Origin of the sequence: Glaciimonas immobilis (assembly GCF_011947285.1) — a bacterium.
In the GTDB taxonomy this organism is placed as follows: Bacteria; Pseudomonadota; Gammaproteobacteria; order Burkholderiales; family Burkholderiaceae_D; genus Glaciimonas; species Glaciimonas immobilis.
This window is the reverse complement of sequence record NZ_JAAOZT010000007.1, coordinates 89,405-105,884: the sequence shown is the minus strand read 5'-3', so window position 1 is coordinate 105,884 and position 16,480 is coordinate 89,405. Positions and strand designations below refer to the sequence as shown.

The 16,480-nt window shown below is 52.4% G+C and carries 10 protein-coding genes; 2 read left to right on the top strand and 8 right to left on the bottom strand.

The window, feature by feature from the left end; translation table 11 throughout:
• Nucleotides 1-151: 151 nt before the first annotated feature.
• The 6 genes from HAV38_RS12170 to HAV38_RS12145 form a co-directional block, all read right to left on the bottom strand.
• Nucleotides 152-7,012 (bottom strand): hybrid sensor histidine kinase/response regulator, encoded by a 6,861-nt coding sequence (locus HAV38_RS12170; RefSeq protein WP_209216729.1) that lies wholly within the window; start codon nt 7,010-7,012, stop codon nt 152-154.
• Between the two features lie 285 nt (nt 7,013-7,297).
• The gene (locus HAV38_RS12165; RefSeq protein ID WP_245182345.1) at nt 7,298-9,742 is read right to left on the bottom strand and encodes a methyl-accepting chemotaxis protein; all 2,445 of its coding nucleotides are present in this window, start codon (nt 9,740-9,742) and stop codon (nt 7,298-7,300) included.
• A 230-nt stretch (nt 9,743-9,972) separates the two neighbouring features.
• On the bottom strand, nt 9,973-10,626 hold the full coding sequence (locus HAV38_RS12160; RefSeq protein WP_245182344.1) for a chemotaxis protein CheW: 654 nt from the start codon (nt 10,624-10,626) through the stop codon (nt 9,973-9,975).
• Nucleotides 10,627-10,641: 15 nt separating this feature from the next.
• Entirely contained in the window at nt 10,642-11,007 is a 366-nt protein-coding gene (locus tag HAV38_RS12155; protein ID WP_168055661.1) for a response regulator, read from the bottom strand.
• Nucleotides 11,008-11,086: 79 nt separating this feature from the next.
• Nucleotides 11,087-11,506, bottom strand: coding sequence for a response regulator (locus tag HAV38_RS12150; RefSeq protein ID WP_168055660.1), 420 nt, complete (start codon nt 11,504-11,506; stop codon nt 11,087-11,089).
• A gap of 283 nt (nt 11,507-11,789) precedes the next feature.
• On the bottom strand, nt 11,790-11,942 hold the full coding sequence (locus HAV38_RS12145; protein ID WP_168055983.1) for a rubredoxin: 153 nt from the start codon (nt 11,940-11,942) through the stop codon (nt 11,790-11,792).
• A gap of 113 nt (nt 11,943-12,055) precedes the next feature.
• Between HAV38_RS12145 and thiD the strand changes: the two genes are divergently transcribed.
• Both thiD and hemL read left to right on the top strand, forming a co-directional pair.
• Complete coding sequence (thiD, locus tag HAV38_RS12140; protein WP_168055659.1) at nt 12,056-12,925, top strand: bifunctional hydroxymethylpyrimidine kinase/phosphomethylpyrimidine kinase; 870 nt, start codon at nt 12,056-12,058, stop codon at nt 12,923-12,925.
• A gap of 178 nt (nt 12,926-13,103) precedes the next feature.
• Complete coding sequence (gene hemL, locus HAV38_RS12135) at nt 13,104-14,387, top strand: glutamate-1-semialdehyde 2,1-aminomutase (protein WP_168055658.1); 1,284 nt, start codon at nt 13,104-13,106, stop codon at nt 14,385-14,387.
• Between the two features lie 137 nt (nt 14,388-14,524).
• Here hemL and mtgA read toward each other — a convergent pair whose 3' ends face one another.
• Entirely contained in the window at nt 14,525-15,220 is a 696-nt protein-coding gene (gene mtgA, locus HAV38_RS12130; protein WP_168055657.1) for a monofunctional biosynthetic peptidoglycan transglycosylase, read from the bottom strand.
• A 14-nt stretch (nt 15,221-15,234) separates the two neighbouring features.
• Complete coding sequence (gene aroE, locus HAV38_RS12125; protein ID WP_168055656.1) at nt 15,235-16,101, bottom strand: shikimate dehydrogenase; 867 nt, start codon at nt 16,099-16,101, stop codon at nt 15,235-15,237.
• Nucleotides 16,102-16,480 lie beyond the last annotated feature (379 nt).

Sequence of the window (16,480 nt, the reverse complement as noted above, 5' to 3'; positions counted from 1 at the left end):
CGTATATTACGTCCCACGGACTAGCGACCGGCCCTCACCTCTGAGTCGGTCGGGCGAGAACCTGGAACGATAATGCCGAGGCATCATTAGGGGCATTACTAGTGCGCCCGAAATCGCCCCCGCTTTGCGCTCACTGTATGCCCGAACCATACTAAATCGTCACATGGTCTGGCATGAACGACTTAATTGTGCTTAACAGTGTATCTTCCTGAAACGGCTTACCCAGATATTCGTTTACACCGAGTTCCATTGCATAGGTACGATGTTTGGGAGCCGTGCGGGACGTAATCATGATGATCGGAACATGCCGCGTTCGATCATCATTGCGAACGTTGCGGGTCAGATCAAAGCCATCCATATGTGGCATCTCAATGTCGACCAGCATGACATCGGGCGTGACGGCTTGCAACTGCTGCAACGCATCGATACCGTCTTTTGCCAAAACCACCTGGTACCCTTCGCGCGCTAATAATCGCTGCGTGACCCGGCGTACTGTCAGCGAATCATCAACCACCATGATGATTTTTTGGGTACGAAGTCCTTGCACCGGTACAGGTTGATTGTCACTCGTGACAATTTCTGCAATTGCCCCGATTGCTCCTGCTACCCCGGCTACTTCGGCTGTTGGAATAGCAGAATCACTGCTCGGAAGAGATGAGGGATTGGCTTTAAGCAACGCCGTACTGGTCGCCACTGCGCGTAACTGTTGCCCCAATTTTAGCGCCAGCGGCACTGGATTCAGAATCAATACAATCTCGCCCGATCCCAGCACGGTAGCACCAACGATGCCAATCAGTCGCGACAATTGTGGGCCGACGTTCTTGACCACCACCTCTCTATTGCCAATAATCGCATCAACATGCACCGCCACACGATCATTACCGCTGCGCAAAATAATGACCGGTGAATATTGTTGCGTGACGGGCGTGACCTGGTGCTCGCCCAGTAACGCAGACAAGTAATGCAAGGGTACGCGTTGATCCTGCCACGACACTCCGCCATCGTTGTAAGCACTCGTCAGAAAGGCTGCCTTGAGCTGCTGTACCTGCTCGATCAAGGCAGAGGGGAACGCATAAGTATGATCGCCAGCGGAGAAAATAACCACTTGTGTAACGGCAAGCGTGAGCGGCAAATGGATGGTAAATTGCGTGCCTTTACCGAGCTTGGTTGAGACCGCGACGCGGCCACCGAGCGCCGCAGCCTCAGAGCGCACGACGTCCATACCGATACCGCGCCCGGCAAGTTTGGTAACATCCGTGACGGTAGAAAAGCCCGGCCGAAAAATCAGGTCTGTTGCTTCGATATCGGAGATTTGCTGATCGTGTCCCAACAGGCCTACCGACCTCGCCTTATCACGTATCTGGCCCAGATTAAGTCCCTGACCATCGTCAGATAACCCGATCAGAACTTCGTTACCATTTTGACGAATTTCTATTTTAAGTTCGCCAATATCGTTCTTGCCTGCGGCGCGGCGCATATCCCGGCTTTCGATCCCGTGAACGATTGCATTCCGTAACAAATGCTCGAATGGGCCGACCATCTTTTCTAGCACGCTACGATCAATCTCCACGGTGCTGCCCACGATATCAAGGTTGATGCGCTTATCCACCTCTTTGGATACCTGACGCGTCAGTCGATATAATCGCTCCGCAACGCTGGCAAATTGCACCATCCGGACATGCATCAGATCTTGTTGCAAATCTCGGGTCAGGCGCCCCTGCGTTACCAGATCCACACTGGCGCTCTCCACAGTTCTGGTCAGAATTTTTTGCAACGACGAGACATCATTAACGCTCTCTGCCATCATTCGCGTCAATTCCTGTAGCCGGGTAAAACGATCAAATTCCAGCGGATCGAATTCGCGCTCTCCAGCGAGCGTCATGCGCGAGGTGATCTGGGTTTCTGCCTGGATTTCAATTTCACGCAACTGACTGCGCAAACGGTCGACGTTTTCGGTCAACTCCACTAACGATTGCTGTAGCGTACTGACGCCCGACTCTAAACGAGAACGGGCAATCGATACTTCGCCTGCCTGATTTACCAATCGGTCCAGCACTTCAGCGTTGACCCGTACCTGCGCCGTGGCAATCGACCTTGGCGCAGCAGTCAGCCATGGCGCCGGGGCGCTGCCGGTAGTAGACGTTGGGACTACCGGCGCAGTTGACAAATGCAGATCGGATGCTTCAGCTGTGTCGTTCGAGCCGCTCATACCGTGTGAGCCGTCTATGCCGCTTGCGCTACCCAATACATTATGAATTGTTAAAGCTGGTGTCAGGTAAGCCTGCTGCTGCGGCGCCAGATCTTCGAACATTTGCACGCCATGATCGTAGTGCGCCAGCAACTCATCAATCACATGAGTCGTAGGCGACGCACTAAATAACGTGGCCGCAATATGACTTTCCATATCGTGCAAATGCTGACCAAGCACCATCGCACCAGCCATCCGCGCGCTTCCTTTGATAGTGTGCAAATGACGCAAAATGGCTTGCGAAGCTTCTACCGGAATAGCAACCGCAGGCCCACTCGGGCCTAGCGCCGCGCTATCCATTGTCGTTGTCTGCCAGCTCCGCAATGCGCTTTCAATCTGCGGCAGAATATCGCGCCCTTCTTCCAGAAAGACCGGCAGCAAGTCCATATCAATATCATCGCGTAACGCGCGGGCAGGATCGAAGTCTTCACGACGTGCTATTAATTCCGGCGTTGGCGCAGCGATCACCGTACGCCTTGCAATTACCGGCGTTTGCGTTACTTGCCCCGGCTCACAAATGAAGTCTGGCGGGCGCTGCGACGCCATCGGCGGCATGGCATTTTGGCTAGCACTGTTTTGACCTGCCAAAATTTCATTGGGCACACTAATGGTCGCATCAACGATTGGAACGACGACCGGGAAATTTAGCGGCTCATTTAGCGGCTCATTTAGCGGGTCACTTAGCGAGTCATTTAGCGGATCGGCAGTTGATCCGCTTGTTCCCTCAAGTGTAAACGCGCTTACCGGGTCGGTTGTTGGCGCTGTTGTTGGCCCGTTTAGGGACGCACTTAGCGACTCATTTATCGCCTCACTTAGCGGCCCACTTAGCGACTCGGTTATCGCCTCAGTTCTTGATTTCTTGCCTGATGCGAATATTGGTTCATCGACATATCCGGGGCTGGCCTCAATGGCTGAAGCAGCTAGTATCTCATCTATCGAATCTCTCAGCGCGGGGCGGAACGAGGGGAGCGATAACGCTCCCAGAGTTTCCATTTCGGCCAGTGACAAGTCTTCAATGTGCGGCTCCTGGCCATGCCGCAAACTATCCAGAGCGCCGACTAAAGCCGGTTCGTAGTACGGCATTTCGCTTTGCGCAAATTGCAATAGCATCCATTTGATGCGTGCGACCGCGTCGTCGAGGCATGCAAATTCTGGTTCGCGCACGGGAGTGGGATGCAATGCCATGCGCTGCAAAAGCATCTCCAGCGCATGCGCGAGATTTTGCAGTGGTTTGAAGCCAACCGTTGCCGAGCTTCCCGATAACGAATGCGCAGCATGTATCGCTTGCACCGCTACTGACCGCTCCGGCTCATGATGCCATTCGGAAAAATCTTGCGATAACAAACGCACTAAATGGTCGGTCTCGGACAAGTAAATGTTATACAGCGGCAAACTGATGGCCAGATCGCCGATATTTTTAATGCTATCGTCATGCCTTGCCTCCGACAAAGAGGGGAAAGACAAGATATCCGCGCTGGCACCAGAGACGGTGCCGGGCATCATTAGATAATCGCTATCGATGCCGGATTGGACGAAGGACGGCACCTGAAGCGATGGATGAACTGTGGCCTCCAGCGCCGATAACTCTGTGTCTATGCTACAACCTGAAAATTGCACCAACTCCGCATCGGACAATATATTATCCTCGGTCACTACGTCCAATACGGTCAATAGCGGCAGATCGGCATATAAGGCGTCCACATCAAAAGTGTTTTGGGAATCAACGGCAGATTCCACCACTAAAAAGGCTTTACCCTCGCGTACCTGCTGCGCATACTCGATAAGTCCTTCCGCAGTACGATGCGATGCGCCGTCGGCGCATACCTCCGCGATCCAGTCGCCTAGAAAGATTACTGCGTGATCTAGCAAAGCATATAAATCCGGGGTTCCCGCCCTAGCCTCAGATAGCCATAGATTCAGGACCTCTTCAATGCTCCAACCCGCATCACCAAAAGCGGTCATGCCGATCATCCGACTGCTACCCTTCAGGGTATGGAAGGCGCGTCGCAAAACAACCACATTTTCGATATCATCGGGCGCAAGACGCGCTTTTGGAACAGTCTCGCGGATTGCCTGCAAAACCTCTGTGGCTTCTTCCAGAAAAATACCCAGTATCTCCGCATCCGCTTCGGCGGCGGCATTGGCCTCAGCAAGCGCTTTCCCATCTGCAACTAGCTTTGCATCTGCAATTTTCTTGGTAACAGTATCATTGTCAATATTTTTATCGGGGGCCTCTTCGGTTTCAGGTTCTGGCTTTGGTTCCAGCAATAACAATTCGGGAAGAAAATCTAAGGGTTGCGCCAGCAGGGTTTCAGAGTTGATGTCGCTAAAAGACGGTGGCACAGCCGAAAAAGCCTGCTTGTCTAACATCGGGATCGCCGCTGAGTTCTTTACTGCCGCGCGTTCATTGTCATGATTGTCATTGAACTTTCCATCGCCTCCCAAGTATTCCGACTGCTCCAACCGCTCGATAAAATCGCTCCGCAGCGTGACATCATGCGGCTCTACGATCAGCGGTTCCGCTAGTTCCGCTAGTTCCTCACGCTGACGTTGCAACGACGCGTCTTCTATAATCGGCAAATCCAGAAAGGATAAAGAAGGTAACCCCTCCAGAAATGCAGGCGCGGCGAGTCTGATCGCGCTGTCGCTTTCATGGAGCTTATTTGTTTCAGGGACTTGATTGTGTTGATTGTTTTCAGTGCCCTTACCGACGCCCGCGACCGACTCCTCGGAGATAGTTAAAGTGGGTACTGCGGTCATTAACCCTGCTGCCGCAGATTGCACCAGCCGTTCCTTTGGATGCGTTGGCGCAGCCGTTCGGCGTTCAAAAATATTTACGCGAAACACGCCGAGTTGTGCATCAAAATTCAAATGAATATTTTTGGTACCAGAGGCCACGGACACGCCCAATGCCGCGGATACTTCCGGCGCATCAAACAAATCGGATTGGTGTTGGGTAGCCTCGATATAGAAGCTCAGTGCGCCGATATTCTGCGCAATTCGCTCAAAGTCCTGATGGGAAGGCTGCCTGGCTGTACCGTCTGCATCTGGTTCCTCCGCGCTCGCTGGTGGATTAAATTGTTGGAGCGCCGCGCGCGTATGCACAATTACGGCTGTCGCTTCTGGCAATTCCTGTATCGCAAGCGCGCCTTGAATTTGATGCATAACATGATCGATCTGAACCAGCAACTCGCGCTGAGCCGGAGCAGAAAAATATTCATCAAGGAGTTTTTCAACGTGACGCAAACTAGACAGCATCTCACCAGCAAGTGCCTTAACCAAAATTTTCTGCTGCGCGTCGCGAAAGATATCATGCAGCCATGGCGCTGGTGCAGAGGTACGGTCGCCCGACATAAAAGCTAAGAAATGGGCCGTCATTGCATCGGCGTGATCAGCAAAGTTTTCGGGCAGCCGATTGATTTGGGCCAGAGAATTCTCGACGAAAAGAAGACTGGTAGCGATCTCACAACCGATCGGATCGCCAGATTTTATTTGCGTTGCCTGATGCGCGATACCGCTTAACTCTCGCAACAGCGTAACCAAAGACGGGGCGTTTAACTTATTGCCAGCAATCGACAAGCGGCGCATTTCCTGCTCAAATTCTTGTGCAGGACTAGGGTCGCCAGCGGCGAGACGATCCCACATGTTCTTGGCGCGCATCAGGTGCTCTTTTGCAGCTTTCAGCGCTTCTGGATCGACCCGACCGTATCGCCGCAGGTGAAAATCTGTCGGCACCGCGCCGTCGAGTTGATAAACGCTACGGATCTCGAGATTGAGAGCGGACGGATTTTGGATACCGGCGATAAAAAACAATGCATCTCGCAACAGGCGTTCCGAGGTAACGGAAGAACCCTGACTTAAGCGCCGTAACTCTAAATTGATACGCGCAAATAACTGCTTTACAAACAGCTCTTTAGGAATCTGCTTATGGGCAACGCCATCCGCAAATCCTTGCATTACCCACCAGAATGTCCGCGCCTGCTGATTCTGTTGCAGCCGTTCGATTTCACCAAGCACCTCTTGCATGATGGCAGCGTTCGCAAGCTCAATATCACTATCGCTACTTTTCAAAAATGGCAGGAGCGCCGTTTCAAACCGTTTACGTAACGGTGGATACGGCGGCGTGTCTGCGCCCTGACCGGGTTCTGGATCGACCAGAACGGCGACCGGCACAAATTGCGGACGTATCGACAAATCAGGGAAAAACAAATCCGCAGGATGAATTCTTTGGGCGCCCCGGATTTCCAGTAGCGCTTCGTAATAGGGAAATAATTTAACCGGTTGATGCACCGCGCCGACCAACAAATCTTCAAGGTATTCAATCAAAGCTTCGTACGCGCTTTGAATACGTTCCACATGTTCAGACGTGAACGTAGTCAGGCCAGCGGCTTGCCCTGCCTGAACATGCTCCAGCAACGCCTCAACGGTTTCGGTGATAATAGTCACGCCGTTAATATCGACCATCTGCAATGCGCCATGTGCCTGATGCAGAAATGTCTTGGCCAGTTGCAATGCTGTTACCGGATCATGCGACGGTATCGTTGCAACAGGGTTATCTGCGGCGGCGTTTAATGAAGACGCATCCGGTGGTGGTGCAGATAATTCTAGCGCCCCATCCGCTGTGCCATGCGTTGCCGGTACCTGTCTCAGTTCATTAAGAGAGCGGCCTAAGCTTTCGCGAATTTCTGTCATCACCCAGGACAACGGGCCGGTATCAAGTTGCGTCGATAAGACTGCGGAAGCGCTTGGGAAATCAGTGGTCATAACTGCCTTATCGGTTCTGATGGTGATCAATTGGGCCATCCTGACGGTTGATCCAGATTCATGCGACCTGATTCTCTTGTACGCAAATGGTGGGAGTGAGGTGCTATTCAAACCCTATCAGTCCAAATTGATCCGGCCCGATCTGAAATTGTTCGCACCGCCTGTGCAGGCATCCGTTTGCGATCTTCAAATGAGGCAGGTGACAATTTTCGTTGGTCGTTCGCTGAATTTTCTTAGTTCACTATTTTCTTGGTTCGCTCAATTTATTGAATTTGCTGAGCAGAACTAGCTAGTGACACGGAAGCGCGATACCGAACTACTCAAATCCTCAGCAAGTTTGGAAAGTTCACGAATAGACACCGCCGTCTGGCTGGTCCCTTCGCGGGTTTTCTCCGTCACGATAAGAATATTCTGAATGCTGGAGGCAACGCCATTGGCCGATTGTGCCTGTTGCTCCGTTGCCAATGAAAAGTTCTGGATCAATTCAGCAAGGCGGTTCGACACCCGTCGAATTTCCGATAAGGCGGCACCGGCGGCATCCGATAGCTTTGCGCCCTCGACCACCCCTTGCGTGGATTTTTCCATCGCCACGACTGCATCGTGGGTATCGGTTTGAATCGTCCGCACCAACGCACCGATCTGCTTAGTCGCCGCGCCTGAGCGCTCCGCCAGACGTTGCACTTCTTCCGCCACCACTGAGAACCCCCGGCCCGCTTCGCCTGCGGACGCGGCCTGAATCGCCGCATTCAGCGCCAATACGTTGGTCTGTTCTGTAATGTCTGAAATCAACTCGGTGATTTCGCCAATCTCTTGGGAGGATTCTCCCAAACGCTTGATCCGCTTCGAGGTCTCCTGGATCTGTTCGCGAATTTCGTTCATGCCGGTGATCGCATTTTCCACCGCCTTTGAACCTTCCTCGGCGGCGCTCACCGATTGCCGCGCCACATCCACGGACGCACTTGCCGATTTTGAAACATCGGTGATCTGCACTGCCATTTCGAGTACCGCACGGGTAGTTTCTTTGATGTCGCGCGACTGGCTTTGCGATGCCTCCAGCAATTCGGTCGAAATAGTTTGTGCTTGATCGGAGGCGGTCGTCACCTTCTTTGCAGTCGCGGTTACACGCCCCACGAGTCCGCGCAATTCCTCTACCGTGTAATTAACCGAGTCGGCGATCGCGCCCGTAATGTCTTCTGAAACCGTAGCCTGAATCGTCAGATCGCCATCTGCGACTTCTTGCAATTCATTCATCAATCGTAAAATCGCGGCCTGATTCTGATCATTGACGTTACTGGCGTCCAGTTCTTGTTTGATCGCCTGCAAACGTTGCCCCTCGGCTTTAAGGCGCCGCATATCGGCTTCATGGGCCCGCCGATGACCGTCTTGCAATTGCACCCAGGAGATGCCCGCGACCGCTAGCAAGGAGAGGAAAGCTGATCCTAGCATTAGCCAAAACGGTACGCTCTCTGTATCGAGATCATTCCGGTAGATGTTTTGCAATGCGCTTAGACGCTGCTTCAATAGCTCATTTTCTGAGAAGATCAATTGCTCGGATTGTTTGGCCGACACAAAATTTTTCATATTACTCAAAACCACCGTTACATCACCCTGATATTCTGCAAAGGCATGTTCCAACGCGACCAATTTCTCGCGTTCCACCGGATTTTTGGTGGCTGACAAACGCAACAGTTCACTGCCATTTAAAAAGCCGCTAACTATGTCACGAAACGTATTGGTATCTTTGCCTAATAAAAATGCGGTTTCAGGATTGACGCCTTCGGCAGTCAGGAATTCGTTCGCACTACGCGCCAATCGCTGGGTCAGCATGACCAACTGAGAGGATGCGGAAACTTCACGCGGCGTTGCGCCGCTCTCAAATTTGATGGTCGCGACTTGCTCCGACAGATCAAGCAGTAAAGGTGAAATACCATTTAATTTTCTTAAAGTCTTACCAAAGTCTGCCAATTCTTTTTCGCGAGCCAGTATGACGGCTGCCGCCTTGTCGGTGTTGGACCAAACCTTTTGAACCGCTGCGACTGTTCTCCCGATTTGCAGGCCTGCGGCAGGAATACTAACGCCCTTATACATCCCGCCGTTGGCAAGCAAGTCCAAATCCTGTTTTAATTCCTTACGGCTATCTGCTAATTGCTTGAATGCCTCGGTATTACCCTGAATAGCATTGGGTGTTGCCTTACCAATCCGCTGGGAATGCATCAGTGCATCGCCAGCGATTTCGGTTTGCGTAGCAATCATTGTCGCGTTTTGGGTACTCATCCAAAGGAAGACGATCGTCATTACCAGACCAACGGCCAGCAAGATCAACAAACTGCGTACCTGTACCCGCTGCGGCAATCTGCCGATCAAAGGTAATGGCCTGGCCTCATAGGAGGAGGGCGGCTCTTCGGACACGGCCTGCGGGGCTGGCGATGTAAAGGGCGCCTCTGCGGGCCTGAGGACTGGCTGTTCCGGGTAGCCCATCATCACGGTATCGTGCGCGTCGTGTAACTGCTGCGAATGGCCCGTATCTGGAGCATTCTGGATCCCCTGCAGGTCGGGGCTAGCATGGGTATCGTGGATGCCGTACGATACATTTCCGCGCTCACCAAACGCGCTGCCCATGGTGAGTCCTTCTTCTGGTCCTTCTGATCTGGACGCATGATCAGAAGGCTTTCCGCCTTCAATTTGCTCTTCTTGCGCTGCCTTGAACAAGGGCGGTACTTTGAATGTCATTGCTGAATCTCCTGATTGCAAATTCTATGCTGCCACCCCATGTGCTGACGTCAACCCCTGACGTCAGTCAACTGGACTCGGCACCCTGATTTTGAGTACATACGTAAAGCCGCTCCTGCACAGGTTGGCCTTACTGGCCGCCTAAGCAGATTGGTACTAACGTACTGACTTCCTCGGCAAGGTGACCCCCTTGCCGGGAAGATTTTGCATACAGCCGCGTACGTCCTAACTTATAAACCTATATGTAAAAAACGGGGGTCACTTACTACTTGTGTCAATTTGAGTTCAGTCCAGAGTTGCGACTCGCTATCCAGATACTGAGCGGGAGCGGTCCTAGCCACTGTTTCGCCGGTTTCTGCCGCTGTATGCTCGGCACCGACAGGGTAGTCCGCAGCTAGCAGGCCAGGCTGCAAGACCATTTCCTCTACGTTGCGCAACCCCAACACACGATCAACCAGCAAAGCGCTATAGAAAGCCAATGCGTTAGAGAATGCGACGATCCTTGTGTCTTTATCGACAACCGTTTTCGGTTGCCCTTGAAAGCGCGCAAAATCGATGACGCTTATTAATGTCCCGCGGATATTTGTCAGGCCCAGATACCAGTCTTGCGTCAACGGTACCTTTGTGATGCCGCTTGCTGCAACAATCTCACCCGCCTCGTCCAGGCTGAGGAGCCAGCGCTGATTCCCAATCAGCAGCCCCAATTGGTTGTTACTGCTGTTGGCACCGCTACGGGCAGCCTGCATCCGCTCAAGCAAATGCGCCTGAAATTCTCGCAAACGGCCGCGACGCGCTTCCGCCTCGGTCACGGATTTAAGCGCGATGGGAATGGATAAGTGCGGTATCTGAAGCCCCGGGTCGGGACCCGGCTTTGATTGACTCATTAATAACGCCTGGGCTTAGCCGAGTGCAGCGATTTTTGCCAACAGCTCCTGCGGATTGATCGGTTTCACCAGATAATCGCGAGCGCCCTGACGCAAACCCCAGATCCGATCCGTCTCCAGCCCTTTGCTGCTGCAAATAATGATGGGAATGTCCTGCAATTCAGGATCGCGAGAAATCGAACGCGTTACCTGAAAACCATTTTGACCGGGCATCACAATGTCCATGAGGATCAGGTCTGGCTTGTCGGCCTTTATCTTGGTAATAACACCATCGCCGCTCTCGGAGGTGGAGACGGAGTAACCGCCCTTTGCGAGGATATCGGTCAGGAAATAGCGCTCGGTAGGAGAGTCGTCTACCACCAGAACTTTTTGAATGGGCATGTTCAACCTTTACGAAATAATGTTAGTAGCGTCGACCAGATACCAGTGTTGTATTAACTGGAAGCGCGGTTCCGCCAGATCAAGTCTGGCCAGGATCCTGGGTGGGCTGGTCGTGCTGAGTGTGCTGGCGGACAGTTTTTAACAGACTATCTTTAGAAAATGGCTTGGTCAGATATTCGTCTGAACCCACCATCGCCCCTCTGGCGCGATCAAATAATCCGTCCTTTGACGACAGCATGACGACTGGCGTGTCATGAAACCTGGCGCTTTTTTTGATGAGTGCGCAGGTCTGATAACCATCAAGACGTGGCATCAAAATATCGCAGAAGATGAGTGCCGGTTTGTGATCGTTGATTTTGGCCAGCGCATCAAATCCATCCTCGGCGAGAATGACCTGATAGCCTGCCTGGCTCAGAAAAATCTCAGCCGAGCGGCGAATCGTGCTGCTGTCGTCAATCACCATGACCTTCAGACCGACTGTGCCATTTGGGTGTGTCATCAAGTTTTGTCCAGATCATTTGTTTTACCAAACCACTGTAACAAAGATCAATAAACTTTAAAACTACATTTCGGGTAGACAACAAAAATTGATGTGCTTTTTTTGAATTGGGCACTAACAAACTGAACGTTTTGATAATTACTTCCAGATAAATCCGTAGTCGACTACAGAACAAACTGCAAATTGGACGAGAACTGTCTGCGTCACTACAGATTAATCTGTGCATAGCGACCCGCGATGGCATGCAAAAAGTAGCAACCAGCTATTGCACATCTTTACAAAATTACATTACTACCATTTCAAAATCGTCTTTACGCGCGCCGCATTCAGGACAGGTCCAGTTCATGGGTACGTCATCCCACGGAGTTCCAGGGGCGATCCCCTCGTCGGGCAAACCCTGCTCTTCGTCATAAATCCAACCGCAAATCAGACACATCCAGGTTTTAAATGCTGGTTTTGACGCTTCGTTCGATGTTTCGTTGGTATTGCTCACGGCGGGAACCTTCCAATCAAGTAAAATGTAAAGTCGGATATCTTAATCTAACCGTCGTGCAAAACCAAACTTCTCCTCTTATATTGACATTCGGTGTTGCTGATCCTGTTGGCGCAGCCGGAATTCAGGCAGATCTTGCCACATTTTCATCCATGGGTTGCCATGGCTTATCAGTTATCACGTCTATTTTAATCGGAGACACAGCCCGCATCGAAGATACACAGCAAATCGATGCAGACTGGGTCGCTGATCAGGCCCGTGTTTTATTGGAGGATATGCCGGTCGCCGCCTTCAAGGTCGGTGCCATCGGCAGTATTGAAAGCGTCTCAGTGATCGCTGAAATCGTGTCCGATTACCCAGACATCCCATTGATTCTCGACCCTTTTTTGTCTGCGATGCCAGATCAGGGTCAGGATAGCGAGGACCTGTTGACCGCAATGCGCGAGTTATTGATTCCGCAGAGCACGGTGATGGTGCTGTCGGCAGTCGAACTATCGCGGCTGGCCGAAACCTGGCGAGAGCCATCGGCGGAGGACTTGTCTACCGTGGATGCAATGCACATCATAGAGCTTGGCTGCGAATACCTGTTCGTTACCGGCACGCCGGGTCTCGCAGCCGAGGTCAGCAATACACTGTTCAACGATACCGGTATTTTGCGTCAAGACAGCTGGCCGCGCGTATCCGGCTCCTTTAGTGGTGCCGGGACGACGCTCTCTGCGGCTATCGCCGCGATGCTGGCAAACGGCCTTGACGTACCGGAAGCAGTCTCCGAAGCGCAGGAATTTACGCTTGCAGCAGTAATGGCGGGACAACGGCTGGGCATGGGCAAGCTGATCCCGGATCGGTTTTTCTGGGCGCGTGAGGATGTACTGGAAGCACTCGCCGAGGAAGAAAACGCACAGGTTCCGCCTGCTTTACCGTCGTGATATACCTGAATCTATAGATAAAAGCTGGGTTGATAAAAGCTAAATTGATAAAAGCTGAAATTCAAAACGTATTTCGAGCTGGCCCTATTGGACACCCGCAGGAAAGTTTTGACCTGACTTTCCAGACTCGCACTTTTCCGTCGACCAGTCGGCGCTTACTCTCATTGATGCAGACCACATGACTTCAAATAACGATATTTTGTTCACCCGCGCCCAATTAACCACTCCCGGCGGCGTCAATTCCCCGGTGCGGGCTTTCCGCTCGGTGGGTGGTACGCCCCGTTTTATAACGCGTGCCGAAGGACCTTATTTTTGGGACGCCGATGAGCGTCGCTATATCGATTACATCGGATCATGGGGTCCGGCGATAGTCGGCCATGCGCATCCAGCCGTGGTCAAAGCGGTACAAGACGCCGCCGCCCGAGGCTTGAGCTTCGGCGCGCCGACCGAAGGCGAGGTCCTGATCGCCGAAGAAATCTGCAAGCTCGTGCCATCGATAGAGCAAGTCCGCCTGGTCTCCAGTGGCACCGAGGCGACCATGAGCGCATTACGACTGGCCCGTGGCGCCACGGGTCGCGACAAAATCGTCAAATTTGAAGGCTGCTATCACGGCCATGCCGATTCACTGCTGGTCAAAGCAGGCAGCGGATTGCTGACCTTTGGCAATCCGACCTCTTCTGGCGTTCCGGCCGACTTCGTAAAACACACGTTGGTGCTGGATTACAATAATGTTGCTCAGCTAGAAGAAGCGTTTAACAACATGGGCGATGAGATTGCTTGTGTGATCGTCGAGCCGGTCGCCGGTAACATGAATCTGATCCGTGCGACGCCAGAATTCTTGCAAGCTATGCGTCGCCTCTGTACCAAACATGGCGCGGTGCTGATTTTTGATGAAGTCATGAGTGGTTTCCGCGTTGCCTTGGGGGGTGCGCAAGCGCTGTATCAGGTTACGCCCGACATTACTGCCCTCGGTAAAGTGATCGGCGGTGGTTTGCCGGTTGCTGCATTTGGCGGGCGTGCCGATCTGATGCAACATATGGCGCCGCTTGGTGGCGTCTATCAGGCCGGTACACTGTCGGGCAATCCGGTGGCAGTCGCGGCAGGAATGACAACACTTAAGCTGATTCAAGAGGCAGACTTCTATCAACACCTCAGCGCCCAGACCCTCAAATTGACCCAAGGCCTTACCAATGTTGCAGCGCAAGCCGGTGTGGCCTTCTGTGCTGACGCCATCGGTGGCATGTTCGGTCTGTACTTTTCAGAAAAAGTGCCCACTACTTTTGCCGAAATGATGGCCACGGATAAAGAGCAATTTAATGTCTTCTTTCACGCGATGCTGGACGCAGGTGTATATTTGGCGCCTTCTGCTTTTGAAGCAGGTTTTGTGTCCGCGCAGCATAACGATGAAGTTATTGCAGCAACCCTCGCTGCGGCTCACGGGGCATTTGCTAAACTAGCTTAATTAGTGGACTAGCCGCAAGAAACCCGCTTTCGAGCGTCAACCAACGAAAAGCCGCCGGTAGAGTCTTTGACATTACCGGCGGCTTTTTATTACAAATTACACTAAAAATAGATGCTAAATTAACATCATCAACGCGTTTATGGCAATTCCGCCGAACCCATCCGTCGTAAAATCAAACCGGTACGTCTGGATAAATAGGCTGATCCACGGTTTTTGTCATAGAAGCGTGGACGCGGCAACATTACCGCCAGACGCGCGGCCTGACTTGCGCCCAGACCGGCGGCAGACGATCGGTAATAGTGTTGCGACGCAGCCTCGGCACCATAAATGCCGGTGCCCCACTCCACCACGTTCAGATAAATTTCATAGATACGCTGTTTGTCCATAAAAAATTCCAGCATATAGGTAATTATTAGCTCCTGACCTTTGCGCAGGTAACTGCGCTCGCCAGATAAAAACAGGTTTTTGGCCAGTTGCTGGGTAATGGTTGAACCACCCAGCATAATTTTGCCTTTTCTGTTATTGCGCGCATAGGCTTTCTCCAATGCGTCCCAGTCAACGCCTTCGTGCTCTGAAAAATTGGCATCTTCGGAGGCAATGATGGCGCGTTTGAGGTTATTCGATATCCGCGCGTACGGCACCCAGATGTACTGCAGCTGGAACTTGGGATCGGTTTCGCGCTGTATCGATAGCTGATGGCGCATGAAGCTGGTGGATTGAGGATTATGATCAACCCACCACCAAATTTGTACAAAAAAATAAAGTTGCAGTGCCAGCACCGCAACGATCACAAGCAAGAGCAGGCGCCAGACCAGTTTTCCGACCGATTTCATGATGGCGGTTCCTGTCAGGTGGAAAGTTGAGCACGCAAAGCGGCGTAAACCCCGCTGGTCTGCGGGCGGACCGCACGCCACAGAAAAAATGATTCCGCCGCCTGCTCGACCAACATGCCCAGACCATCCCTCACGGAGGCGCCATGCGCGCTGGCAAACTGCATGAATACGGTCGACTGTTGACCGTACATCATGTCGTAGGCGAATGTTTGCGCGCCAAAAGCAGTATGCGCAATCGGGGGAACTTCTGCTTGCAGGCTGGCGGAAGTGGCGTTGATGATCAGATCAAACTGGTCATGGATGTCTTCAAAACCACAGGCAACAATGTGTTGTTCGTCGGGAAATTTTTGTGCGAATTGTTGCGCCAGCTCCTGCGCTTTTGAAACAGTGCGATTGGCCAGCACTAGCTGGAATGGCTTCGCTTGCAATAAGGGCAGCAATGCCCCCCTTGCCGCGCCGCCCGCGCCTAATAACAAAATCCGCTTGCCAGCGATTGTTACGTTTGCGTTGGACACGATGTCGGCCACCAGACCCACGCCATCGGTGTTATCACCGAGTATTTCTCCATTATTAAACGCGAGCGTATTGACGGCACCCGCGGCCTGCGCACGCGCCGTGAGGGAGGTTGCCAATGCGTAGGCTAGCAGTTTAAATGGCACCGTGACGTTGGCGCCTTTGCCGCCTTGCTTGATGAAGGTTTGTACCGCGACTTCAAAGCCACCTAGTGGCGCTAGCAGATGCTGATAATCGATGTCTTGTGCGGTTTCTGTGGCGAAGCGGGCGTGGATGGTGGGGGATTTGCTGTGGGCTATGGGGTTGCCGATTACTACGTAGCAGTCGGGGGGTGTTTTGCTTGCTTTTGTTGGGGTGGGTACGGACATGGGGTCGGATATCTTGTTATATTTATTTAGAAAAATTGGGTGTATTGTTTTGGATCGATTGGTTGAATGGTCGAATGGTCGAATGGTCGGTAATTTAAACGGTTGGTGCTCCGTGGATGCTGGTCGGGGGTGGCACGACAGCCAGTCAATTTATTGTTTGGTTGTTTGGTTGTTTGGTTGTTTGGTTGTTCGGTTGTTCGGTTGTTCGGTTGTTCGCTAACTTGAAGGGTTTGTGCTCCGTGGATGCTGGTCGGGGGTGGCCCGACAGCCAGTTACTTTATTTTGTCTCGCCAAAATAAAGTAACCAAACAAAAGGCGACCGCAGAGACGTCGCCCGCCGTTGGCGGGTACCCGATTATTTCGACTATCAGTCGGGTCG

Bases quoted from the DNA above. Each gene is read 5' to 3' on its own strand.
- HAV38_RS12170 (WP_209216729.1), bottom strand. From the start codon at position 7,012: ATGACCACTGATTTCCCAAGCGCTTCCGCAGTCTTATCGACGCAACTT.
- HAV38_RS12165 (WP_245182345.1), bottom strand. From the start codon at position 9,742: ATGACATTCAAAGTACCGCCCTTGTTCAAGGCAGCGCAAGAAGAGCAA.
- HAV38_RS12160 (WP_245182344.1), bottom strand. From the start codon at position 10,626: ATGAGTCAATCAAAGCCGGGTCCCGACCCGGGGCTTCAGATACCGCAC.
- HAV38_RS12155 (WP_168055661.1), bottom strand. From the start codon at position 11,007: ATGCCCATTCAAAAAGTTCTGGTGGTAGACGACTCTCCTACCGAGCGC.
- HAV38_RS12150 (WP_168055660.1), bottom strand. From the start codon at position 11,506: ATGACACACCCAAATGGCACAGTCGGTCTGAAGGTCATGGTGATTGAC.
- HAV38_RS12145 (WP_168055983.1), bottom strand. From the start codon at position 11,942: ATGTGTCTGATTTGCGGTTGGATTTATGACGAAGAGCAGGGTTTGCCC.
- hemL (WP_168055658.1), top strand. From the start codon at position 13,104: ATGACTTCAAATAACGATATTTTGTTCACCCGCGCCCAATTAACCACT.
- mtgA (WP_168055657.1), bottom strand. From the start codon at position 15,220: ATGAAATCGGTCGGAAAACTGGTCTGGCGCCTGCTCTTGCTTGTGATC.
- aroE (WP_168055656.1), bottom strand. From the start codon at position 16,101: ATGTCCGTACCCACCCCAACAAAAGCAAGCAAAACACCCCCCGACTGC.